Origin of the sequence: Streptomyces sp. NPDC006655 (assembly GCF_040703965.1) — a bacterium.
In the GTDB taxonomy this organism is placed as follows: domain Bacteria; phylum Actinomycetota; class Actinomycetes; order Streptomycetales; family Streptomycetaceae; genus Streptomyces.
The window spans coordinates 1-22,154 of record NZ_JBEYJU010000031.1 but is presented as its reverse complement, the minus strand read 5'-3'; the positions used below and the strand labels follow the sequence as shown (position 1 = coordinate 22,154).

The window sequence follows — 22,154 nt, the reverse complement described above, 5'->3', positions numbered from 1 at the left end:
ACAGGGGGTGCAAGTTTGACGTTCTGCACAGCGACGGCCGCCCACCTAGGCAATACCGCGGTAAAACGGCGCCCCCCGCGCCCCCGGCTCACGCCACGAGTCTCTCCGCCTCCTCGACCGCCTCCGCCAGCGAGTCCACCACCGGCACGCCGGCCTCCTCCAGACTCGCCCGGCCGTGTGACCCCCCGGTGTACAGCACGGCCTTCGCGCCCGCCGCCCGCGCGGCCACCGCGTCGTCCGCCGCGTCCCCGATCACCACGGTCCGGCCGGGCGCCACCTCCTCCAGCTGCCGCAGGTGCCGCACCATGTGCTCGGCCTTGCTGCCCCCGGACGGCCCGATCCGCCCCTCCACCCGCAGGAAGTGCGGCTCGATGCCGAACCCACGCACCAGCGGCACGAGTTCGTCGTGCACGTACATGCTCAGCAGCGACTGGCTGCGCCCCGCCGAACGCCACCCGGCCAGCAGCTCGGCCGCCCCCTCGGTCAGCCCGCACCGGCCGCGGTGCTCGGCGTAGTACGCGTGGAAGATCTCGTCCATGACCTCCCACTCGGCCTGCGTCGGCAACCGCCCCATCAGCCGCTCGTAGAACCTGGGCACCGGCACGCAGTACAGCGCCCGGTACTGCTCGAGGGTGATCGGCGCCAGGCCCAGCTCGGCCGAGGCCGCGTTCGTCGCCCCGATGATCGCGTCGTTGTCGTGGAACAGCGTCCCGTTCCAGTCCCAGACGATGTGTGCGCGTTCCTGCTTCCCCATGCCGAAAACGCTACCCGCCGTCACTGACAGGGAAGCGGTTCGCGCGGGGGTCAGCCGAGTCCCACCAGGTGGGGGATCTCCTGCGTGGCGTACCAGAGCAGTTCGTGGTCCTCGGCCCCGTCCACCACGAACTGCGCGTCGTCGTCCCCGCCGTCCGCGGCCGGCAGCGCTCCGGCCGCCGCGGTCACGTCCTCCTGCGCGTCGTCGGAGTCGACGTGCACGGCGGCCGCCCTGGCCAGCGCCACCGTCGTGGCCACCCGCACCTCGCCCAGGGCCGCCGGGTCGAGGCCACGGTCCGGATCGGACGCCGCCGCGCCGTCGGGCACGTCCACGGCGACCACGACCCGGCGCCGCGGCGCGTCCGGGTCGGCGGCCAGCAGCCGCAGGGAGGCCAGCGCGGCGCGGTTGAGCGCCGCGTACTCCAGTTCCTCCATGTCGTCGGAGAGGTACCACTCACGCAGGGCGGGTGTGACGGCGTAGGCGACGAACGGACCGGTCCCCAGCTCGCCCGTCTTGTACGCCTCGGCGAGCGCGGGGAGGGTCAGGGGGACATAGACGCGCATGCTGGCCGCTCTCTCTGGACGCTTCGACTCTGCCGGTGCCGCTCTCCCGAAAGCCGACGGGCCTTCCGGAGACGGCCTTCAGGATACGTGCGGGCGTCCCCTTTCGGGTCCCGGGCGGTGACTCCGCGGGCGTCCACCCGGCACCCCTCGATTCACCCGGTACCGGCGCCTGCCCGGCGGGTTTTCCCCGCCCGCGATCACTCGGATAGGTGAATTCCCCGGACTCCCGACACGGGCCGCTCTCGCCTTGCCGCCGCCGTCCCGGTCCCCGTACAAGATCCCCAACCTCAAGTTACCGCCCGGTACCAGCCGGGCCGCCGAACGGGGACCCCCCATGAACAAGGTCATGACCCGGACCGCCCAGCCCCGCCCCACCGCCACCCGCCCACCCGGCCGCCGCGACTCCCGCCGCCCGGCCGGTCCCGCGTCCCGCAGGCCGCTCGGCCCACCGGCGACCCCGACCGGCCCACGGCCCACCGACCTCTTCGCGGAGCGTCTGCTGGCCGTGCTGAGCGGGCGCCGCCCGGTCCACTGGATGCTCCGGCACACCGCGGGCGCCGCCTACGACGACTTGGCCCGCCTCGCCGAACGCGGCCCCCTGCGCACCCGCGGGACCGACCCCGTCGTCCGCGACATCGGCTACTTCGTCCCCCGCACCGGCGCCCTGGAGGTCTTCGCCCGCATCGCGGCAGGCGACCAGCTCCGCGCCATGGCCTTCCGCCTGGAACAGGGCCCCGACCTCCGCTGGCGCTGCACGGCGGTGGAACTGGGCGGCCCCCGCCCACCCCGGGCCGACTGAGATCCACGACAAGGAGGGCCGGCCCTCCCCCATCGGGATGGCCGGCCCTCCTCAAGGCGCTGTCGTCGCCGTCACTTCCGGCGGCGGCTGCCCTTCGCCTGCTTGCGGCGCTCCGCGCGGGTCAGGCCGTCGGCCTCGGAACGGGCCGGCTTCTCGTCGTCGTAGTCGAAGTCGCCCTCGACGAGGCCGCCCTCGCCGTCCACGGTGGCCGCGGAGAAGTGCATGCCCCGCCGCTGCGGCGCCTCCAGGCCCTTGGCACGGATCTCGGGACGCGAGGAGCCCGCCTGCGCCGGCACGGCGTCCTGGACGCCTTCCGGGGCCGCCCCGGAGTCCTCGACGGGGACCTCCTCGACCTGCTGCTCGACCTGGACCTCCAGGTTGAACAGGTAGCCGACGGACTCCTCCTTGATGCCGTCCATCATCGCGGTGAACATGTCGAAGCCCTCACGCTGGTACTCGACCAGCGGGTCCTTCTGGGCCATCGCGCGCAGGCCGATGCCCTCCTGGAGGTAGTCCATCTCGTAGAGGTGCTCACGCCACTTGCGGTCCAGGACCGACAGCACGACCCGGCGCTCCAGTTCACGCATGATCTCGGAGCCGAGCTGCGCCTCACGCGAGGCGTACTGCTCGTGGATGTCGTCCTTGATGGACTCGGAGATGTACTCGGCGGTCAGGCCCGCACGGTCGCCGGCCGCCTCCTCCAGCTCCTCGATGGTGACCTTCACCGGGTAGAGCTGCTTGAAGGCACCCCACAGCCGGTCGAGGTCCCAGTCCTCCGGGAAGCCCTCGGCGGTCTCCGCGCCGACGTACGCGTCGATCGTGTCGTCCATGAAGTGCTGGATCTGCTCCTGCAGGTCCTCGCCCTCCAGGACCCGGCGGCGCTCGCCGTAGATGACCTCGCGCTGCCGGTTGAGCACCTCGTCGTACTTCAGGACGTTCTTACGGGTCTCGAAGTTCTGCTGCTCCACCTGCGACTGCGCGGACGCGATCGCGCGGGTGACCATCTTGTTCTCGATCGGCACGTCGTCCGGCACGTTCGCCATGGACATCACGCGCTCGACCATCTGGGCCTTGAACAGGCGCATCAGGTCGTCGCCGAGGGAGAGGTAGAAGCGGGACTCGCCGGGGTCGCCCTGACGGCCGCTGCGGCCGCGCAGCTGGTTGTCGATCCGGCGCGACTCGTGCCGCTCGGTGCCGAGGACGTAGAGCCCGCCGAGCTCCTTGACCTCCTCGAACTCCGCCTTCACCGCCTGCTGGGCCTTCTCCAGGGCGGCGGGCAGCGCGGCCGCCCACTCCTCGATGTGCTCCTCGGGGTCGAGGCCGCGCTGGCGCAGCTCCGCCTCGGCGAGGTCCTCGGGGTTGCCGCCGAGCTTGATGTCGGTACCACGGCCGGCCATGTTGGTGGCCACCGTCACGGCGCCCCGGCGGCCGGCCTGCGCCACGATCGACGCCTCGCGCTCGTGGTGCTTGGCGTTGAGCACCTCGTGCTGGATGCCGCGCTTGGAGAGCTGCTGCGAGAGGTACTCCGACTTCTCGACGGAGGTCGTGCCGACCAGGATCGGCTGGCCCTTCTCGTGCTTCTCCGCGATGTCGTCGACGACCGCCTCGAACTTGGCGACCTCGGTGCGGTAGATCAGGTCCGACTGGTCCTTGCGGACCATCGGCCTGTTCGTCGGGATCGGCACCACGCCGAGCTTGTAGATCTGGTGGAACTCGGCGGCCTCGGTCATGGCCGTACCGGTCATGCCGGACAGACCGGGCAGTTCCTTGCCGTTGTGGTCGTGACGCTTGTAGAGGCGGAAGAAGTTCTGGAGCGTGATCGTGGCGAGGGTCTGGTTCTCGTCCTTGATGTCCACCCCTTCCTTCGCCTCGATCGCCTGGTGCATGCCCTCGTTGTAACGGCGGCCGGCGAGGATACGGCCGGTGTGCTCGTCGACGATCATGACTTCGCCGTCCATGACGACGTAGTCCTTGTCCTTCTTGAAGAGCTCCTTCGCCTTGATGGCGTTGTTCAGGTAGCCCACCAGAGGGGTGTTCACCGACTCGTAGAGGTTGTCGATGCCCAGCCAGTCCTCGACCTTGGAGACACCGGACTCGTGGATGGCGACCGTGCGCTTCTTCTCGTCGACCTCGTAGTCGCCGGTCTCCTCGATGCCCTTGAGCGGGTTGCCGGCCTCGCCCTTCTTCAGGCGCAGGACCAGCTTGGCGAAGTCGCCGTACCACTTGGTGGCCTGGTCGGCCGGGCCGGAGATGATCAGCGGCGTCCGGGCCTCGTCGACCAGGATGGAGTCGACCTCGTCGACGATGGCGAAGTTGTGGCCGCGCTGGACCAGTTCGTCCTGGGCCCACGCCATGTTGTCGCGCAGGTAGTCGAAGCCGAACTCGTTGTTCGTGCCGTAGGTGATGTCGGCGGCGTACTGCTCACGGCGCTGGGCCGGCGTCATGTTGGCCAGGATGCAGCCGACGGTCAGGCCGAGGAACTTGTGGACGCGGCCCATCATCTCGGAGTCGCGCTCGGCCAGGTAGTCGTTGACCGTGATGAGGTGCACGCCCTTGCCCGCCAGCGCGTTCAGGTACGCGGGCAGGGTGCCGACGAGGGTCTTGCCCTCACCGGTCTTCATCTCGGCCACGTAGCCGAGGTGGAGGGCCGCGCCGCCCATGATCTGCACGTCGTAGTGGCGCTGGCCGAGGACGCGCTTGGCGGCCTCGCGGACGGTCGCGAACGCCTCGGGGAGCAGGTCGTCGAGGCTCTCGCCGTCTTCGTAGCGCTGCTTGTACTCATCGGTGAGGGCCCGCAGCTCGGCGTCGGAGAGGTCGACGAAGTCCTCTTCGATGGAGTTGACCTGGTCCGCGATGCGGTGCAGCTTGCGCAGGATCTTGCCTTCGCCTGCACGCATGATCTTCGAGAGGACGGACACGGGGGTTTGTCTCCTTGCCGGTCGGGCCTGGGACGGTCGGTTTCCATTTGACTTACTGAGCAACGGCCATCGTATGCGAGGACCCGGGCGCGCCGGGAGGCCTGGCGGCCCGACGACCGTCGGCTGCTTTTCCGATTCATACGGGACAACGGCCGGGGTGCGCAGATGGTGCCGCGCAGGGCCGAGGAATTGCGCGAAATGTGGTCACCCGCTCACGGAGCGCGAAAGAGATGGCGGGCCGGGCGCCGGGCCGAGCAGAATCAACCGATGGAACCCGTCACGCTCACCACTCCTCGTCTGCTGCTGCGCGCGGTCGGCCCGCAGGACACCGACGCGGTGTACGCGGCCGTCCAGGATCCCGACATCCAGCGCTGGACGACGATTCCCTCCCCCTACCTCCCGGAGCACGCGCGCGGCTTCACGGAGCAGATGGTCCCCGACGGCTGGTCCGACGGCTCGATGTTCACCTTCGGGGTCTTCCTCCCCACCAAGGGGCTGGCCGGGATGCTCGCGCTCACCATGCGCTCGCTGGGGACGGCCGAGGTGGGCTTCTGGGCGGCACAGGAGCACCGTGGCCGCGGATACATCACCGAGGCCACCCGCACCGTCGCCCGCTGGGCCTTCACCGAGATGGCGATCGACCGGGTCGAATGGCGTGCCGAGGTCGGCAACCACCCCTCGCGCGCGGTCGCGGAACGCGCGGGTTTCACCATGGAGGGCACCCTCCGCTCCTGCCTCAACAACAAGGGCGTACGACGAGACTGCTGGGTGGGTTCCCTGCTCCCCTCGGACCTGGGCCTGCCGTCGGCCGCGCCCTACCTCCCCGCCCTTTCCCGGGACTGAAACCGCAGCTCGTTCCGTACTGTCAGTGGCACCCTCTAGGGTCCGGGACATGACGACCCTTCCGCGCCCCGCCGCCCTCTCGGCGGACGAAGCCCGCCGTATCGCCCTGAAGGCACAGGGCTTCCTCGGTGCCCCCGACCGCCGCTCGGGCGTCCGGGGCGTGCTCCGCCACCTCGGCGCGGTCCAGCTCGACACCATCTCGGTCCTCGCCCGCTCCCACGAGCTCGTCCCGTACGCCCGCCTCGGCCGCGTGGGCCGCAGGGCGGTGGAGGCCGCCTACTGGCAGGACGCCCACGCCTTCGAGTACTGGTCGCACGCGGCCTGCATCCTCCCCATCGAGGAATGGCCGCACTTCGCGTTCCGCCGCCGCGCCTACCGCGACCGCCCGCACTGGAACCACGACCTTCCCGAGGGGGTCTACGACCAGGTCATCAAGCAACTGCGCGCCGAGGGCCCGCTGACCGCCACCGAGTTGGGCGGCGCGAAGAGGACCAGCGAGTGGTGGGACTGGTCCGGCACCAAGGTCGCCGTGGAGCGCGCGCTGATGTACGGCGAGGTGGTGTGTGTCGAGCGGCGCGGCTGGAAGCGGGTGTACGACCTCGCCGAGCGCGCGGTCCCGCAGGAGTTGCTGCACGACGACCTGGACGACGCCGAGTGCCTGCGCCGCCTGGTGCGGCTGGCCGGGCAGTCGCTGGGGGTCGGCACGCGTGCGGACATCGCCGACTACCACCGGCTGAAGGGTGAGCAGGTCGACGCGGTGATCGCCGACTCGGGGCTGGTCCCGGTGGAGGTGGAGGGCTGGGGGAAGCCCGCCTGGGCCGACCCCGCGGTCCTGGCCGCGCCGCTGCGCGGCCGGCACCGTACGACGCTGCTCTCCCCGTTCGACTCCCTGATCTGGGACCGGGCGCGCACGGAGCGGATCTTCGGCTTCACCCACCGGCTGGAGGCCTATGTACCGAAGCCGAAGCGGGTGCACGGCTACTACGCGATGCCGGTGCTGGCCGGGGGCCGTCTGGTGGGCCGGGTGGATCCGGCACGCGAGGCCGGCGGGGTCCTGGTGGCCCGCCAGGTCACGCTGGACGGCCCGAAGGCGGTCCCGGCCGTCGCGGAGGCGCTGGTGGAGGCGGCGAGCTGGGTGGACTGCACGACGGTGCGGGTGGAGCGCGTGGACGCTCCCGAGCTGCGCGAGCCGCTCATGAAGGAAGTGACCCGCTCCCTGATCGCCGCGCTGCGCTGACGGGGCCGGGGGCCTCAGCGGATTTCGAGGATCTTCTCCCGCATCGCGTAGACCACCGCCTCCATCCTGGAGTGCAGCTGGAGCTTCTCCAGGATGTTGCGCACGTGGTTCTTCACGGTGTTCTCGGAGATGAACAACTCCTTCGCGATGTCGCGGTTGTTCATCCCCGTGGCGACGAGCTTGAGCACCTCGAGTTCCCGGTCGGTGAGCCGCGGCGCCGGCACCAGCCGGCGCTCGTCGGTGCGCTGGATCATCGACTTGAACTCGGTGAGGAGTTTCGACGCCATGGACGGGCTGATCTGCGACTGTCCGTCGGCCACCGCGCGAATGGCGGTGGCCACCTCGTCGGTGGAGATCTCCTTGAGGAGATAACCGGTCGCGCCCGCCTTGATCGCCTCGTAGAGGTCGGCCTCCTCGTCGCTGATCGTCAGCATGATGATCTTCGCGCTGGGCGCGACCTCCTTGATGGAGGTGCAGGCCTCGATACCTCCGCGCTTGGGCATCCGGACGTCCATGAGCACGATGTCGGGCAGCAGGTCGGCGGCCTTGTCGACGGCTTCGGCGCCGTCGCCCGCCTCCCCGACGACCTGGATGTCCTCCTCGGCGGCGAGCACGATCTCCAGACCGCGGCGGAAGAGGGCGTGGTCATCGACGACAAGGACTCTGATCGGTTCCTTGCGTGGAGTGCCGCCCGCGTCCGGGCCCATGCCGACGACGCCGTCGCGGGCGCCCCCGTCCTGCATCGGTCCGAAGCTTTCCGCCATCGTTCCTCCCCCTGAAGGCTGTGGCCTGTGGTGCGGTGCCATCGCCAACCCAAGGCAGCGGCCCACCGGTTGGGTCACTGCGGCCATGATTCCATGCCGGGCCGACAACGCGGTGCCAGAGCGGGGCGCGAAGTGGTCGCACACCGGTGCCCCCGGGGGCGCACACGCGCTTCCAGGGGCACAGGCTCAGCTGTCTGCCGGGCGGGTCAGCCGCCCAGCGTGCCTCCCGCCGCCGGGGGTTGCGCCTGGGTGACCATCGGGTCGGTGCTGAGGTGGATGACGCCGTAGTCGTACGCGTGCCGCCGGTAGACGACGCTCGGCTCCTTGGACTCGGAGTCGACGAACAGGTAGAAGTCGTGTCCGACCAGTTCCATCTCGTAGAGGGCCTGGTCGAGGCTCATCGGGGAGGCGACGTGGGTCTTCTCGCGGACGATCAGCGGGCCTTCGCCCCGGACCTCCAGCGAGCCGATCTTCTTGGTGGGGACGCCGTCCGTGTCCTCCGACGAGACGGGGGTGCCGTTCCCGTTGAGTGTGGCCGCGCCCGGGACGTGGTCGGGGACCTCGGCGGCCGAGATCCGCCGCGCGCCGCGACGCGAGAACCGCTTGTCGTGCTGCTTGCGCAGCCGCGCGTCCAGCTTCTCCGCCGCCAGGTCGAGCGCCGCGTACGGGTCACTGGCCGCTGCCTCCGCCCGGATCACCGGACCGCGGGAGCGGAGCGTGATCTCCACTCGGTCACAACGGTCGGCCTGTCGGGGGTTGGGCTCCTTGGAGACCTCGACGTCGAGGCTGATCACCTTGCCGTCGAGCTTCTGGATCTTCTCCAGCTTCAGCTTCTCGGCCACGTGCTTGCGGAACCGCTCGGGCACCTCGGTCTTGCGGCCCTTGACGACGATGTCCACGCAGAACTCCGTTCCCGGATCGCTCCGCTCCACTGGCGGAGCATCTCCCTTTTTGCACCCGACTCCGGTGAACCCCGGAGCCTCGGACTCGGCGACTTCACCTCCTCCTCCCCCCATGGGCAAGATCTGCACCCCGGCACCGCGATGATTACGGAAAACCCGCGGCACGGCATTCGGATAGGAGAGGCATGGCCTGCGGCTTTCTCCCTCACAACCGAACATATCTCGCCCGGACGGATGTCGTCACCCTCTACTGATGCGTACCTCCATTCCAGTGAATTGGTCCTGTCACTACCTGCAACGATGTTCGTTGGCAGTCAGTTCCGGTTCTTTTCGAAAGAATCTGGTGCGGCCGCGATCACTGCGGCACGGACCGGCCCCGCGAGGGCGTTCCCTGCGGCCATTCCCGGTGCGTCTCGTGTCCACTTCGCTGGTTCTTCTGCTGATCCGGCCGTCCGTTCCTCCCTTACTTCCCAGGTCGCGCGCCGATACACAGCCGTTGTCGTCTTTCCTGTCCCACCAGGCGCTGTCGCCTCCCGTACCGCGCGCGCCGCCTCCGCAAGAGTGGCGCCGGTGGTCACCAGGTCGTCGACGAGGACGACCCGGCCCCCGGCGAGCAACCGTGCACCGCTCCCCGTCACCTCCAGCGCGTCCGCGAGGTTGGCCAGTCGCTGCCGGGAGTTGAGCCCCGACTGGTCGGCCACGGCCCGCCGGTGCCGCAGCACCGGTACCACCCGGGCCGGAACGCCGCAGCGCCGCAGCTCCGCGGCCGCCGCGAAGGCGATCCGCCGCACCGGATCGTGTCCCCGCGCCCGCACGGCCCACCGCGCCGACGGCACCGGGACGAGCAGCACGGGGTCCGTGGCACCGGCGCAGTCCCTTCCGTCACCTGTCCGGGTACCCGCACCCTCCGCGCCGTCCCGCCAGGAGGCGACGATCCGCACGGCCCGCGCCTCCCGCGACCCGGCCCGCACGGCTCCCGCCAGGGCCGCGCCCAGGGCTCCGGCGAGCGCCAGCGCGCCCCGCTCCTTGTGGGCGAGGAGAGCCGCCCGCACCGCGTCCGCGTACGGAGCCGCCGCGTACACCGCCGGCAGCCCGGGCGGCTCCGGCACCGGTCGCACCCGGCGCGGTGCGGCCCCGCTCAGGGCGGCACGGCACTGCGCGCAGAGCACCGTGCGAGGCGTCCCACAGCCTCCGCACTCGGCCGGGAGCACCAGGTCGGTGAGGTCCTGCCACCACCCCCGCATGTGCCCACTGTGCCCATCCGCACCCGGACCGGCCACCCCTGTGGACAACCACCTGTGGACATCTCCGTACGCGCCACGCGACACGTCACCCACACGGGTGAGGAGGAGGTTCAGCCCGGATAGACCGGCGCCGAGCCGTCCTTGATCACCTTCTGCCACTGGTCCCCCGTCGGCAGCCGGACGATCCCGTCGTCCTGCGAGTCGGCCACCAGCGGCACCCGGTCGTCCTCGGACGCGGCGATCGCGCGGACACCCGTGAGCGCCGCCGGCGCCGGCCCGTCCGGCGTGGAACCGTCGACCTGGACGTAACGCGTCTGCTGCACGCCGCCCTGCTCCCGCCCCACCACCACGAGCCGGCTGTCACCGGCCCAGGACATCGCGGTGACCTCCTCGGAGCCGGGAGTCGCCGAGCGCAGCTCGAGGACCGAGACCTCCTGCTGGTCACCGGACTTGGTGCGCTCGATCCGTCCGACGTACAGCGACTGCTCGCCGTCCTTCTCCACGACGAGCGCGATCCGCGCCCCGTCGGCGGCGACCCGCACGTCCTTGATCCGGCCGTTCAGCTCGGGCACCTGCACCGTCAGCGGCTGCCCGACGCCCTTCGCCAGCACGTACAGCCGCGGCTTGCCGGGGTCGCGGTCGGCCACCCACAGGTCGCCCCGGGCGTCCCAGCTCGGCGCCGTCAGCCGGTCGTCGGCGGTCGCACCGTGGCTGGTCAGCACCGCGCCGCCCAGCGAACCGTCCGACGCGAGCGAGGTGACGTACAGGTCCCGGCCGTCGCCGGTGACCCCGGCCGCGGTGCGCTCGTCGCGGGCGACCGCAACCGACCGCAGCGGCCTGGTGCCCGCACCGAACGGACCCGGTACCGCCACCGCGCCGGTACCGGTGCCGGCGGTCGGCATCCGCACCAGCCGGTGCTTGCTGTCGAGGAAGTACAGGTACTCGGGCCGCTTGGTGGAGGCGCGCCAGGCGGTGGCCTCGGCCTGGTCCTCGTCGACGTCGCACATGTGGGCGCCGGTGACGGACTGCAGGGCGACCGAGTCCACGGTGGGCGTCAGATTCCGCAGCGTGAACAGCAACTGGGTCGCCATCTCGGTGCACTTGGCCGCGCCGATCCGGGACGCCCGCACGTTCAGCGGCACGGTGACCCGGTTCTGGTCGTCGGGCGCCAGCCCGGACACACCCTTCTTCAGCGCCGTACCGGTCGGGAAACTCGACCGGACCACCGGGCCGAGCCAGGTGGTGGGACCGCTCAGCAGCGAACGCACCACCTGGGTGGTGGGATCCACCGTGCTGCGTACGAAGACGGGGTCGGCGACCGCCACCGGCTGCCCGGTCTCCCCCGCCGAGGTGTCCGAGGCGAAGTAGTACTTGTCGACGGAGGTGTAGTTGCGCTGGAAGTCCGACTTGCCCAGCACGACACCCTGCGGAAGCGCGTCGATCCGCCACTGACCGCTCTTGGCGTCCTTCGTCAGATGCACGGTCTTGCGGTACGCCCCGTCGGAGGGCGCGTACGCCTGCGCCGCGTCGACAGTCGCCACCCGGCTGCCCTGAAGCAGGTAGGTGACGCTGTCCGCGTCGTCCTGGTCGGCCGGGCGTCCGGTGGCCTGGATGCTCGGCCCGTTCGCCAGCACGGTCGCCTGCGACTCCGGCCGCCAGGTCTTCGCCGCCGCTGTCGTCAGGTACTTGCGCGCCGTGTCGTAGTGCGGGTCGTCACTGGTCAGGGCCTCCAGGAAGCCCTGCACGATCTCGGTGGACGAGGCGTCCTGCTGCGGCGGCATGGCGAACACCCGCACCTGGGTGTCCTGCCGTGGCGTGGACTCGACATCCCGCAGGTCGCCGCTGTCCGGCATGGAGGCACAGCCCGCCAGCAGGACGACACCACAGGCCGCGTAAGCCACCGCGCGCACCGGTCTGCGTCGGGCGCCCCCCTCGCGGTCAGCGCCCACGAAATGCCTCCCCTGGCTTGTTCGAGTCGTCCGCCCGGCCGGCCCCAGGGCCCTCCTGACGTCCGGCGCCCTGCGTCGGCCGGGGCACCACGCGCGCGCCGCTGCCCGGCAGCGCGGTCGGGTCGGCGGTCGGCGCCACGGTGGCCGCCCGCTGCGTCATCGACGCGAGCGGTGACGGCTGGCCGCCGCCGGACTGCACCGGCACGGTCGCCCGCTTGTCCTCGCCGCCGCGCGGGAGACCGGCGTCGTCGAGGCCCCGGTTGCGCCGGGAGTCCTTGGGCTCCAGAGGTATCGGCGAGCCCCGCAGCGGCTCGTCCGCGGTCCTCGGCAGGGTCAGCCGGAACTGCGATCCGCCGCCAGGCTCTCCCCAGGCCTGCAGCCAGCCGCCGTGCAGCCGTGCGTCCTCCAGGGCGATCGAAAGACCCAGCCCCGTACCACCGGTGGTACGCGCGCGTGCCGGGTCCGCCCGCCAGAAGCGGCTGAAGACCCGGGTCGCCTCACCGGGCTTGAGACCCACGCCGTAGTCGCGCACCGCGATCGCGACGGCGCCACCGGCCGAGGCCAGCTTGACGACGACGTCCCTGCCCTCACCGTGTTCGACGGCGTTGACGACGAGGTTGCGCAGCACCCGCTCCACCCGTCGCGCGTCCGCCTCGGCCACCACCGGCTGCAAGTCGCCGACCACGCGTATGTGCGTGCCCTTGCGCTCCGCGAGCGGCTCGGCGCCGCTGACCACCCGCCGTACGACCTCCCGGAGGTCTATCGGCTCGGCCTCCAGCGCCGCCGCGCCCGCGTCGAAGCGGCTGATCTCCAGCAGGTCGGCGAGCAGCGACTCGAACCGGTCCAGCTGGTCGGCGAGCAGCTCCGCCGACCGCGCGGTGATCGGGTCGAAGTCCTCGCGCGCCTCGTGGATGACGTCGGCGGCCATCCGTACGGTCGTCAACGGGGTGCGCAGTTCGTGCGACACGTCCGACACGAACCGGCGCTGCATCCGCGACAGGTCCTCCAGCTGCTGGATCTTCAGCTGGAGGTTCTGCGCCATCTTGTTGAAGGCCTCGCCGAGCCGCGCGATGTCGTCCTCGCCGGTGACCTTCATCCGCTCCTGGAGCCGCCCCGCCGACAGCCGCTCGGCGATCCCGGCCGCCATCCGCACGGGTGTGACGACCTGCCGCACCACCAGCCAGGCGATGGCCCCGAGGAGTACGACGACGAAGAGCCCGGCGGTCGCGAGCGTGCCCTTGACCAGGCTGAGCGACTTCTCCTCCTGGGTGAGCGGGAAGAGGTAGTAGAGCTCGTACGGGTTGTTGTTCGGGTCGGTGACCTGCTTGCCGATGACCAGAGCGGGCTGCGACTCCTTGTCGTCCGTGTACATGATCCGGGTGTAGCTCTGCGCGGCGGTCATGCTGCCGTTGATCCGCGTGCGCAGGTCGGCGGGCACGCTGGCCGTCGGGTCGACGAACCCCGAGGCCCGGGTGCGGCCGCCGCCGCTGTTGTTGTCACCGGTGGGCAGCGTCACGACGTCGAAGGCACCCTGTCCGCCGCTGGACAGGGACTCCACGAGGTCGCTCATCCATGAGATGAGGGTCTGCGACTGCCGTCCGTCCGCCGTGTCGGCGGCGCCGGCCGCGGCCGCCTCGTCGGCCTTCTGCTTGGCCACCGCGAAGCCGCCGGTGGCCTGGGACTGCGAGGCCTTCACCTTGGCGTCCAGCAGGCCGTTGCGCACCTGGCCGATGACGACGAAGCCGAGCAGGAGAACCACGCCCAGCGACATCAGCAGGGTCGTGACGACGACCTTGAGCTGGATGTTGCGCCGCCACAGCCGCATGACCGGCAGCAGCGGCCGACGCACCCAGCGGATGAGCAGCCGCAGCACCGGGCTGCCCTGGACCCCGCCCTCGAGCAGGCCGCCCTCGAAGAGCAACCGCCAGCGCGAACCGGGCCGGTTTCCGCCGACAGGCCGCTCCGGGCGGTCCCCGGACCGGCCGGGGGCCGAAGCGGCACTGTCCTCGGACATGTCAGCTCGGTCCTGCCTTGTATCCGACGCCACGGACGGTCACCACGATCTCCGGCCGCTCCGGGTCCTTCTCGACCTTGGAGCGCAGCCGCTGGACGTGAACATTGACGAGACGGGTGTCCGCCGCGTGGCGGTAGCCCCAGACCTGCTCCAGGAGCACCTCACGCGTGAACACCTGCCACGGCTTGCGGGCGAGCGCGACCAGCAGGTCGAACTCCAGCGGCGTCAGCGCGATCGACTGCCCGTCCCGCTTCACCGAGTGCCCGGCCACGTCGATGACCAGGTCACCTATGGTGAGCTGCTCGGGAGCCGGCTCCTCCGACCTCCGCAGCCTCGCCCGGATCCGGGCGACCAGCTCCTTCGGCTTGAACGGCTTCACGATGTAGTCGTCCGCGCCCGACTCCAGGCCCACGACCACGTCGACGGTGTCGCTCTTCGCCGTGAGCATCACGATCGGCACCCCGGACTCCGCCCTGATCAGGCGGCACACCTCGATGCCGTCCCGACCGGGCAGCATCAGGTCCAGCAGCACCAGATCCGGCTTGGTCTCACGGAAAGCGGCCAGCGCCTTGTCACCGTCGGCTACGAAAGACGGCTCAAAACCTTCACCACGCAGCACGATGCCGAGCATCTCGGCCAGTGCGCTGTCGTCGTCGACGACAAGGACTCGTCCCTTCATAAACGACATCATCCCATTCTCATAACAGTGAAGGTTGCGCAGGTGACCAGGGTCACCGGCCAGTGACCATAGTCGCAGGGAACCGTCACTGTCTGCCCCCGGTCCGCCGACGACGACGTCAGGCGGGGATGCCGACACCCGCCCGTACGTCGCCCACTACGCCTGGCTGATCAGCACGCCGACAGCACACAGAGCCAGTGCAAGCCACATCAGGCCCTTCTGCCGGCTCCGGCCGGAAGCCCGCCGCTCGAGTTCCCGCGCACTCAGCAACCCACCGCACAGCAGCAGAGCACCGGCAACGGCACGTGTGATCAACCCATGTCCTCACTGACTCGTGGTGACCCGGCGCGACCTGGCGCACAGTTCGGCAAGCGCCTCGGCTGTCACCGGCGAAACGGCCCCTTCCTCGGTGACGACGGCCGTCACCAACTCGGGCGGCGTCACGTCGAAGGCCGGGTTGTACGCCTGGGTCCCCAACGGTGCCACCGGAATCCCGCCCCCCGCCCCCGTCATGGGCACCTGCGGCGCTGTGACCTCGGTCACCTCATATCCCGGACGCTGTTCGACCTCGATGGCCGCCCCGTCCGGCGTCCGCGGATCAACCGTCGTCAGCGGCGCCACCACGATGAACGGCACATGGTGGTACCGCGCGAGCACCGCGAGCGGATAGCTCCCCACCTTGTTCGCCACCGAACCGTCGGCCGCGATCCGGTCCGCCCCTACCAGCACCGCGTCCACCTCCCCCGCCGCGAACAGCGAACCGGCCGCGTTGTCGGTGAGCAAGGTGTACGCCATACCGCTGCGAGCCGCCTCGTACGCCGTCAGGCGGGCGCCCTGGAGCAACGGACGCGTCTCGTCCACCCAGAGCCGCCGCAGCCGCCCCGCCCGATGCGCCCGCAGGGCCACCGCGAACGCCGTGCCCTCCCCTCCCGACACCAGCGCACCGGTGTTGCAGTGGGTCAGGATCCGATGCCCTCCGCCGGGCAACAGCTCGTCCAGCAACGCCAGCCCGTGCTCGGCCATCCGGCCGCTGGCCTCGGCGTCCTCCCGGTGCAGCGCCCGCGCCGCAGCCAGCGCGGCCGCGGCCGCCGCCCCCAGATCGCCCTCCGCGGCGAGCGCGGACCGGTACGCCGACGCGGCCCTGCCCACCCCCACCGACAGATTCACGGCGGTGGGCCGGGCGCCCTCCAACGCCGCCGCCGCCTCGTCCACGTCGAAGCCCCGCGCGGCGGCGAGCGCGACGCCGTACGCCCCCGCGATCCCGAGCAGCGGAGCCCCCCGCACCGAAAGCGACCGGATCGCCTCCACCAGCGCCGGTGCGTCCGTGCACACCAGCTCGACCTCCTCCGCCGGCAGTCTGGTCTGGTCGAGAAGGACCACCACCGGCCCCTCGGGCGGCTCCTCCCACCGGATCGCGGGTATGCCCGCCGGCCGCTTGTCCTCGCCGATTTGCGCGTACTGATCAGCCATGCGGTCAGTCTTCCCCGTATCCCGCGGACAATTGGAGGTGTGCAGCCTCTACCGCGGCAGGTCACCGGGCGACCGCCCCATGGCACGATGGCAGCCAACCTGCCACCGCGACCGCGGACGGGCACCGTGAAGGAGCTTCGATGAACGACACTCCGGGCTGGGCCTCGCCCGGATCCGACCCGTCCGACGGGCGGGAACCCGGCGCGTCCGCCCCTGCCGACCGCCCCGTCCCCGCAGGGCCCGCCGAACAGCCAGCCGACCAGCCGGTCACGGATCCACAGGGCCCCGGTTCGAAGTGGTCCAAGGAACAGCCACCGCCCGGCCAGTGGTCCGCGCCCACCGGCGCCCCGGCACCGGGCCAGGCACCACCGCCCCCACCGCCCCCCGGCTCCGGCTGGGGCGGCCGGCCCCCCAGCGGCTACGGAGGCTACGGCGGACCCACCCCGCCCGGCGGCCCGGCCGGCTACGGGCCGCCCGGCGGATACGGAGCCTGGGGCGGCGGCTGGGGCGGCCCCCCACCCGCCGCCAAGCCCGGCGTGATCCCCCTGCGCCCGCTCGGCGTCGGTGAGATCCTCGACGGCGCCGTCTCCACCATGCGCACCTACTGGCGCACCGTCCTCGGCATCTCGCTCACGGTCGCCGTGGTCACCGAGGTCGCGGTGATCCTCCTGCAGGGCCTCGTCCTGAACGACACGCAGACCACCGACGCCCTCAACGACCCGAACGCCTCCCTCAGCGAGGTGAGCCGCGCCGCGGCCGGCGTCATGGCCAGCTCCGGCGCCGTCCTGCTGATCACCCTGGTCGGCACCATCATCGCGACAGCCCTGCTGACCACCGTCACCAGCCGCGCCGTACTCGGCAGGTCCGTGACCATCGGCGAGGCCTGGCGCGACGCCCGCCCCCAGGTCCTCAGGCTGTTCGGGCTCATCGTCCTGCTGGGACTCATCGCGGTCGGCGTCCTGCTCGCCGGCGCCCTGCCCGGCATCGTCGTCGCCATCGCCGGCGGCCCCGGCGGCGCCATCGCCGCCCTGCTCGTCCTCGGCATCCTCGCGGGCGCCGTCGTCGCCGGGTGGCTGGTGATCCGCTTCTCCCTGGCCTCGCCCGCCCTCATGCTGGAGAAGCAGGGCATCACCAAGTCGCTGAGCCGCTCCGCCAAGCTCGTCCGCGGCTCCTGGTGGCGGGTCTTCGGCATCCAGTTCCTGGCCGGCATCATCGCCAACATCGTCTCGTCGCTCGCCGTGATCCCCTTCGCCCTGCTCGGAGCCGTCGTCAGCGGCAACGGCTTCTCCGGCTTCCTCGAGAGCACCGGCGACAACACCGGCTGGACGTTCCTCGTCATCAGCGGCATCGGCTCGGTGATCGGCTCGATGCTCACCTTCCCGATCAACGCCGGCGTCACCGTGCTCCTCTACATCGACCAGCGCATCCGCCGCGAGGCCCTCGACCTCGAACTGGCCCGCGCCTCCGGTGTCGAGACCCACGGCACCGCCACTCCCGGCGCCGTCCCAGGGAGCTGATGCGGTGAACGGGACGGGGGGAGTCCTCACAGCGGTGCCCGCCGCCCTGCCGCGCGCCGCGGGCCAAGCCGTACGAGGCCTGCTGCACGCCCGGGAAGCGGCCCTGACGTCGCTGACCGGTTCGGGCGACGAGCCACCCGTGACCCTCCCGCGCGACCCCGCGCGGGAGGCGGCACGGCGCGAACTGTCCAAACGGATGTACCACGAGAACGACCCCGGGCTGCTGATGCGCGCGCTGCGCGCGATCTTCCACTGGATCGACCGCCTGCTCTCCGCCGCCGCGTCCGCGACCCCCGGAGGCACCCTGGGCCTGGTCATCGTGGTCCTGGCCGTCGTCGCCGTGCTGGGCGCCCTGTGGTGGCGCCTGGGCACCCCCCGCCACCAGCCCGCCTCCGGCGCCACCCTGTTCGACGACCGCCCCCGCAGCGCCGCCGAACACCGCGCGGCCGCCGAGGCGCACGCCGCCCAGGGCCACTGGAGCCAGGCCCTCCAGGAACGCATGCGCGCCGTCGTCCGCGCCCTCGAAGAACGCGCCCTGCTCGACGTCCGCCCGGGCCGCACCGCCGACGAGGCCGCCGCCGAAGCCGGCCGCGCCCTGCCCGCCCACACCGACCGGCTGCGCGCCGCCGCCCGCGAGTTCGACGACGTGACATACGGCGGACGCCGGGCGACCCAGGCATCGTACGAGCGCATCGCCGAACTCGACCGCGACCTGGAACGCACCAGGCCGATGCTCACCAGCAGCACCCCCACCACGGCCCACGACGCCCACCGGGGAGCCGCGCGATGACCACCGGTACGGCCCCCGAGGTGGCGGCCCCTCTCCCGACCACCTCCACCGCGCCCAGCGGCCGCCAGGTGTGGACCCGGTCCCGAGGCGTCGTCCTCGCCGTGGTGCTGCTGCTCGTCGGTGCGGTCGCCATCGCCGTCATCCGCTCCGACACCCGGCACGGCGTCCTCGACCCACGCTCCGCGGACCCCTCCGGCAGCCGCGCCGTCGCCGAACTCCTCGCCGACCGGGGCGTGTCCACCCGCGTGGTGACCACCCTCGCCGAAGCCCGCGCGGCGACCGGCCCCGACACCACCCTGCTCGTCGCCGTCCCCGACCTGCTGACACCGCGCCAGCAGTCCGGACTGCGGGCGGCGACCGGCGCGTCGGGCGGTCGCACCGTCCTGGTCGCCGCAGGCAGCACGTCCGTCGAACGACTCGCCCCAGGCGTCACCGCCGACCCCGCCACCAGCTCCAGGTCCGTCCTCGAACCGCACTGCGAGCTGGCCGAAGCCCGCCGCGCGGGAAGCGCCGACACCGGTGGCGTCCGCTACACCACCACCCACCTCGACGCGGACTCCTGCTACCCCAGCCAGCGCCTGGCCACGCTGATCCGCGTCCCCGCCGCCTCCGGAGGCGGCGACACCGTCGTCCTCGGCTCGCCCGACATCCTGCTCAACGACCACCTCGACAAGCAGGGCAACGCCTCGCTCGCCCTCCAGCTCCTCGGCTCCCGCCCCCATCTGGCCTGGTACCTCCCCTCGCTCTCCGACACCTCGGCCACCGGCACGGGCGACCAGAAAAGCCTGTTCGACCTGCTCCCCTCCGGATGGCTCTGGGCCACACTCCAGCTCTTCGTCGCCGCGGGCCTCGCCGCCTTCTGGCGCGCACGCCGACTGGGCCCCCTGGTGCCCGAGAAACTCCCCGTGGCGATCCGCGCCTCCGAAACCGTCGAAGGCCGCGCCCGCCTCTACCGCAAGGCCAACGCCCGCGACCGCGCGGCCGCCGCTCTTCGCTCCACCACTCGCACCCGCCTCGCCCCCCTCGTAGGCGTCCCCGTCTCCCAGGCCCACGCGCCCGAGGCGCTGATCCCCGCCCTCTCCGCCCACCTGCACGGCGACGCACAGGCCCTGCACCCCCTGCTCTTCGGACCGCCGCCCGGCGACGACACGGCCCTCGTCGCCCTCACCGACCAGCTCGACGCCCTCGAAAGAGAGGTACGCCGTCCATGATGGACCCGACCACTGACAACGCCGGGATCACCGGGAACCCGGCCGACGCCCGGGCCGCCCTGGAGGCCCTGCGCGCCGAGATCGCGAAAGCCGTGGTCGGCCAGGACCCCGCCGTGACCGGCCTCGTCGTCGCCCTTCTCTGCCGCGGACACGTCCTGCTCGAAGGAGTCCCCGGAGTCGCGAAGACGCTGCTCGTCCGCGCCCTCGCCTCCGCCCTCGAACTGGAGACCAAACGTGTCCAGTTCACCCCGGACCTCATGCCGAGCGACGTCACGGGCTCCCTCGTCTACGACACCCGCAGCGCCGAGTTCTCCTTCCAGCCCGGCCCGGTCTTCACCAACCTCCTCCTCGCCGACGAGATCAACCGCACCCCGCCCAAGACCCAGTCGTCCCTCCTCGAAGCCATGGAGGAACGCCAGGTCACCGTGGACGGCACACCCCGCCCGCTGCCCGACCCCTTCCTGGTCGCCGCCACCCAGAACCCCGTCGAGTACGAGGGCACCTATCCCCTGCCCGAAGCCCAACTCGACCGCTTCCTCCTCAAACTGACGATCCCGCTCCCCTCCCGCCAGGACGAGATCGACGTCCTCACCCGCCACGCCGGGGGTTTCAACCCCCGCGACCTGCGCGCCGCCGGCGTACGGCCCGTGGCAGGCCCCGACGACCTGGAAGCCGCCCGGGCCGCGGTCGCCAAGACCGCCGTGTCCCCCGAGATCACCGCCTACGTGGTGGACATCTGCCGCGCCACCCGGGAGTCGCCGTCCCTCACGCTCGGCGTCTCCCCACGCGGCGCCACCGCCCTGCTGGCCACGTCACGCGCCTGGGCGTGGCTGACCGGCCGCGACTACGTCATCCCCGACGACGTCAAGGCCCTCGCCCTGCCCACCCTCCGCCACCGGGTCCAACTCCGCCCCGAGGCCGAGATGGAGGGCGTGACCGCCGACTCCGTCATCAACGCGATCCTCGCCCACGTCCCGGTTCCCCGCTGATGCCCCTCACCGGACGGGCCGCCCTGATCGCGGCCATCGGATCGATTCCCGTCGGCCTGTGGGGGCCCGGGTGGACAGGGATCCTCGCGGTCGACGGCACGCTGGCCCTGGCCTGCGCCTGCGACGTCGCCCTCGCGGCTCCGGTACGACGCCTCGTGCTGAGTCGCTCCGGCGACACATCGGCCCGCCTCGGCGAGACCGCGGACGTCACCCTGACGATCACCAACCCTTCCCGGCGCCTGCTCCGGGCCCGCCTCAGGGACGGCTGGCCACCCAGCAGCTGGCAACCCGGCACCGAGGCCGAGGCCTCACGTCACTCCCTGACCGTCCCCCCGGGCGAACGCCGGCGTGTCACCACCCGCCTGCGCCCCACCCGCCGCGGCGACCGCCAGGCGGACCGCGTCACGATTCGCTCCTACGGCCCCCTGGGCCTGTTCTCCCGCCAGAGCGGCCACAAAGTGCCCTGGACCGTACGGGTTCTCCCCCCGTTCACCAGCCGCAAGCATCTCCCGTCGAAACTCGCCCGATTGCGTGAACTCGACGGCCGCACCAGCGTCCTGACCCGAGGCGAGGGCACGGAGTTCGACAGCCTGCGTGAGTACGTCCCGGGCGACGACACCCGTTCCATCGACTGGCGGGCCACGGCACGGCAGTCGGCGGTGGCGGTACGCACCTGGCGTCCCGAACGCGACCGGCACATCCTGCTCGTTCTCGACACCGGCCGCACCTCGGCGGGCCGGGTCGGCGACGCTCCGCGCCTGGACGCCTCGATGGACGCGGCGCTTCTCCTGGGCGCCCTCGCCTCGCGCGCCGGCGACCGTGTGGACCTGCTGGCCTACGACCGCCGGGTCCGCGCTCTCGTCCAGGGCCGCGCGGCAGGCGATGTGCTTCCCTCCCTGGTCAACGCGATGGCGACGCTCGAACCGGAGCTCGTGGAAACCGACGCCCGGGGTCTCACCGCGACGGCGCTCCGTACGGCTCCCCGACGCTCACTGATCGTGCTGCTCACGACGCTCGACGCCGCCCCGGTCGAAGAGGGGCTGCTTCCCGTCCTGGCCCAGCTGACCCAACGCCACACCGTGCTCCTCGCCTCTGTGGCCGACCCGGGCATCGCCCGGATGGCGACGGCCCGTGGCGACACCGACGCGGTGTACGAGGCAGCCGCAGCCGCCCAGGCCCAGAGCGAACGGCACCGGACCGCGGAGCAACTCCGTCGGCACGGGGTGACCGTCGTGGACGCGACACCGGACGATCTCGCCCCCGCACTGGCGGACGCGTACCTGGCTCTGAAGGCGGCGGGACGACTCTGAATCCCTGAATCCCCTGAATCCCTGGTCAGGCCCCCTTGGGGCCGGGCCGCAAAGACCTGTAACGCAGAAAACCCCCGCATCCGTAGATGCGGGGGTTTTCCCAATATTTGTTCGGCGGCGTCCTACTCTCCCACAGGGTCCCCCCTGCAGTACCATCGGCGCTGTGAGGCTTAGCTTCCGGGTTCGGAATGTAACCGGGCG

The 22,154-nt window shown here is 71.6% G+C and carries 18 protein-coding genes and 1 rRNA gene; 8 read left to right on the top strand and 11 right to left on the bottom strand.

From position 1 onward, the window contains the following. Positions 1–88: 88 nt before the first annotated feature. Both AB0958_RS19780 and AB0958_RS19775 read right to left on the bottom strand, forming a co-directional pair. Entirely contained in the window at positions 89–754 is a 666-nt protein-coding gene (locus tag AB0958_RS19780) for an HAD family hydrolase (protein WP_366891752.1), read from the bottom strand. Between the two features lie 50 nt (positions 755–804). After that, entirely contained in the window at positions 805–1,317 is a 513-nt protein-coding gene (locus AB0958_RS19775; protein ID WP_366891751.1) for a hypothetical protein, read from the bottom strand. 169 nt (positions 1,318–1,486) lie between these two features. Between AB0958_RS19775 and AB0958_RS19770 the strand changes: the two genes are divergently transcribed. After that, positions 1,487–2,116, top strand: a complete 630-nt coding sequence (locus AB0958_RS19770; RefSeq protein ID WP_366891795.1) for an Rv3235 family protein — start codon at positions 1,487–1,489, stop codon at positions 2,114–2,116. 71 nt (positions 2,117–2,187) lie between these two features. On the opposite strand, the gene secA is transcribed toward AB0958_RS19770, so the two are convergent. Then, positions 2,188–5,034: a preprotein translocase subunit SecA gene (secA, locus tag AB0958_RS19765; protein WP_366891750.1), complete on the bottom strand. Its 2,847-nt coding sequence runs from the start codon at positions 5,032–5,034 to the stop codon at positions 2,188–2,190. 267 nt (positions 5,035–5,301) lie between these two features. On the opposite strand from secA, the gene AB0958_RS19760 reads away from it, so the two are divergent. Beyond that, on the top strand, positions 5,302–5,877 hold the full coding sequence (locus AB0958_RS19760; protein ID WP_366891748.1) for a GNAT family N-acetyltransferase: 576 nt from the start codon (positions 5,302–5,304) through the stop codon (positions 5,875–5,877). Between the two features lie 49 nt (positions 5,878–5,926). Continuing rightward, complete coding sequence (locus tag AB0958_RS19755; RefSeq protein ID WP_366891747.1) at positions 5,927–7,114, top strand: crosslink repair DNA glycosylase YcaQ family protein; 1,188 nt, start codon at positions 5,927–5,929, stop codon at positions 7,112–7,114. Between the two features lie 14 nt (positions 7,115–7,128). Here the strand turns inward: AB0958_RS19755 and AB0958_RS19750 are convergent, their stop codons facing one another. The 7 genes from AB0958_RS19750 to mtnA all read right to left on the bottom strand — a co-directional run bounded on the left by AB0958_RS19750 (position 7,129) and on the right by mtnA (position 16,136). Continuing rightward, on the bottom strand, positions 7,129–7,878 hold the full coding sequence (locus AB0958_RS19750) for a response regulator transcription factor (RefSeq protein ID WP_366891746.1): 750 nt from the start codon (positions 7,876–7,878) through the stop codon (positions 7,129–7,131). 206 nt (positions 7,879–8,084) lie between these two features. Beyond that, on the bottom strand, positions 8,085–8,810 hold the full coding sequence (gene raiA, locus AB0958_RS19745) for a ribosome-associated translation inhibitor RaiA (protein ID WP_366891745.1): 726 nt from the start codon (positions 8,808–8,810) through the stop codon (positions 8,085–8,087). 284 nt (positions 8,811–9,094) lie between these two features. Continuing rightward, complete coding sequence (locus tag AB0958_RS19740) at positions 9,095–10,024, bottom strand: phosphoribosyltransferase family protein (protein WP_366891743.1); 930 nt, start codon at positions 10,022–10,024, stop codon at positions 9,095–9,097. Between the two features lie 110 nt (positions 10,025–10,134). After that, positions 10,135–11,973, bottom strand: coding sequence for an LpqB family beta-propeller domain-containing protein (locus AB0958_RS19735; protein ID WP_366891742.1), 1,839 nt, complete (start codon positions 11,971–11,973; stop codon positions 10,135–10,137). Then, positions 11,963–13,987: an MtrAB system histidine kinase MtrB gene (mtrB, locus tag AB0958_RS19730; protein WP_366891741.1), complete on the bottom strand. Its 2,025-nt coding sequence runs from the start codon at positions 13,985–13,987 to the stop codon at positions 11,963–11,965. The genes AB0958_RS19735 and mtrB overlap by 11 nt, the downstream gene beginning before the upstream one ends. A gap of 1 nt (position 13,988) precedes the next feature. After that, positions 13,989–14,678 (bottom strand): two-component system response regulator MtrA, encoded by a 690-nt coding sequence (gene mtrA, locus AB0958_RS19725; protein ID WP_207921802.1) that lies wholly within the window; start codon positions 14,676–14,678, stop codon positions 13,989–13,991. 312 nt (positions 14,679–14,990) lie between these two features. After that, positions 14,991–16,136, bottom strand: coding sequence for an S-methyl-5-thioribose-1-phosphate isomerase (mtnA, locus tag AB0958_RS19720; RefSeq protein ID WP_366891740.1), 1,146 nt, complete (start codon positions 16,134–16,136; stop codon positions 14,991–14,993). Between the two features lie 140 nt (positions 16,137–16,276). On the opposite strand from mtnA, the gene AB0958_RS19715 reads away from it, so the two are divergent. From AB0958_RS19715 to AB0958_RS19695, 5 genes are read left to right on the top strand one after another with little or no spacing between them, the layout of a single operon-like run. Continuing rightward, positions 16,277–17,653, top strand: a complete 1,377-nt coding sequence (locus AB0958_RS19715) for a glycerophosphoryl diester phosphodiesterase membrane domain-containing protein (protein WP_366891739.1) — start codon at positions 16,277–16,279, stop codon at positions 17,651–17,653. A gap of 4 nt (positions 17,654–17,657) precedes the next feature. Next, on the top strand, positions 17,658–18,443 hold the full coding sequence (locus AB0958_RS19710; RefSeq protein ID WP_366891738.1) for a DUF4129 domain-containing protein: 786 nt from the start codon (positions 17,658–17,660) through the stop codon (positions 18,441–18,443). Then, the gene (locus AB0958_RS19705) at positions 18,440–19,654 is read left to right on the top strand and encodes a DUF4350 domain-containing protein (RefSeq protein WP_366891737.1); all 1,215 of its coding nucleotides are present in this window, start codon (positions 18,440–18,442) and stop codon (positions 19,652–19,654) included. Before AB0958_RS19710 ends, AB0958_RS19705 begins: the two co-directional genes overlap by 4 nt. Continuing rightward, entirely contained in the window at positions 19,654–20,643 is a 990-nt protein-coding gene (locus AB0958_RS19700; RefSeq protein WP_366891794.1) for a MoxR family ATPase, read from the top strand. The genes AB0958_RS19705 and AB0958_RS19700 overlap by 1 nt, the downstream gene beginning before the upstream one ends. Continuing rightward, complete coding sequence (locus tag AB0958_RS19695) at positions 20,643–21,953, top strand: DUF58 domain-containing protein (RefSeq protein ID WP_366891736.1); 1,311 nt, start codon at positions 20,643–20,645, stop codon at positions 21,951–21,953. Before AB0958_RS19700 ends, AB0958_RS19695 begins: the two co-directional genes overlap by 1 nt. Before the next feature lie 109 nt (positions 21,954–22,062). Here AB0958_RS19695 and rrf read toward each other — a convergent pair. Continuing rightward, a 5S ribosomal RNA gene (gene rrf / locus AB0958_RS19690) occupies positions 22,063–22,154 on the bottom strand; the annotation flags it as partial.

Bases quoted from the DNA above. Each gene is read 5' to 3' on its own strand.
- mtrA (WP_207921802.1), bottom strand. From the start codon at position 14,678: ATGATGTCGTTTATGAAGGGACGAGTCCTTGTCGTCGACGACGACAGC.
- AB0958_RS19780 (WP_366891752.1), bottom strand. From the start codon at position 754: ATGGGGAAGCAGGAACGCGCACACATCGTCTGGGACTGGAACGGGACG.
- AB0958_RS19700 (WP_366891794.1), top strand. From the start codon at position 19,654: ATGGACCCGACCACTGACAACGCCGGGATCACCGGGAACCCGGCCGAC.
- mtrB (WP_366891741.1), bottom strand. From the start codon at position 13,987: ATGTCCGAGGACAGTGCCGCTTCGGCCCCCGGCCGGTCCGGGGACCGC.
- AB0958_RS19755 (WP_366891747.1), top strand. From the start codon at position 5,927: ATGACGACCCTTCCGCGCCCCGCCGCCCTCTCGGCGGACGAAGCCCGC.
- AB0958_RS19695 (WP_366891736.1), top strand. From the start codon at position 20,643: ATGCCCCTCACCGGACGGGCCGCCCTGATCGCGGCCATCGGATCGATT.
- AB0958_RS19715 (WP_366891739.1), top strand. From the start codon at position 16,277: ATGAACGACACTCCGGGCTGGGCCTCGCCCGGATCCGACCCGTCCGAC.
- AB0958_RS19760 (WP_366891748.1), top strand. From the start codon at position 5,302: ATGGAACCCGTCACGCTCACCACTCCTCGTCTGCTGCTGCGCGCGGTC.
- AB0958_RS19705 (WP_366891737.1), top strand. From the start codon at position 18,440: ATGACCACCGGTACGGCCCCCGAGGTGGCGGCCCCTCTCCCGACCACC.
- AB0958_RS19750 (WP_366891746.1), bottom strand. From the start codon at position 7,878: ATGGCGGAAAGCTTCGGACCGATGCAGGACGGGGGCGCCCGCGACGGC.
- AB0958_RS19775 (WP_366891751.1), bottom strand. From the start codon at position 1,317: ATGCGCGTCTATGTCCCCCTGACCCTCCCCGCGCTCGCCGAGGCGTAC.
- mtnA (WP_366891740.1), bottom strand. From the start codon at position 16,136: ATGGCTGATCAGTACGCGCAAATCGGCGAGGACAAGCGGCCGGCGGGC.
- AB0958_RS19740 (WP_366891743.1), bottom strand. From the start codon at position 10,024: ATGCGGGGGTGGTGGCAGGACCTCACCGACCTGGTGCTCCCGGCCGAG.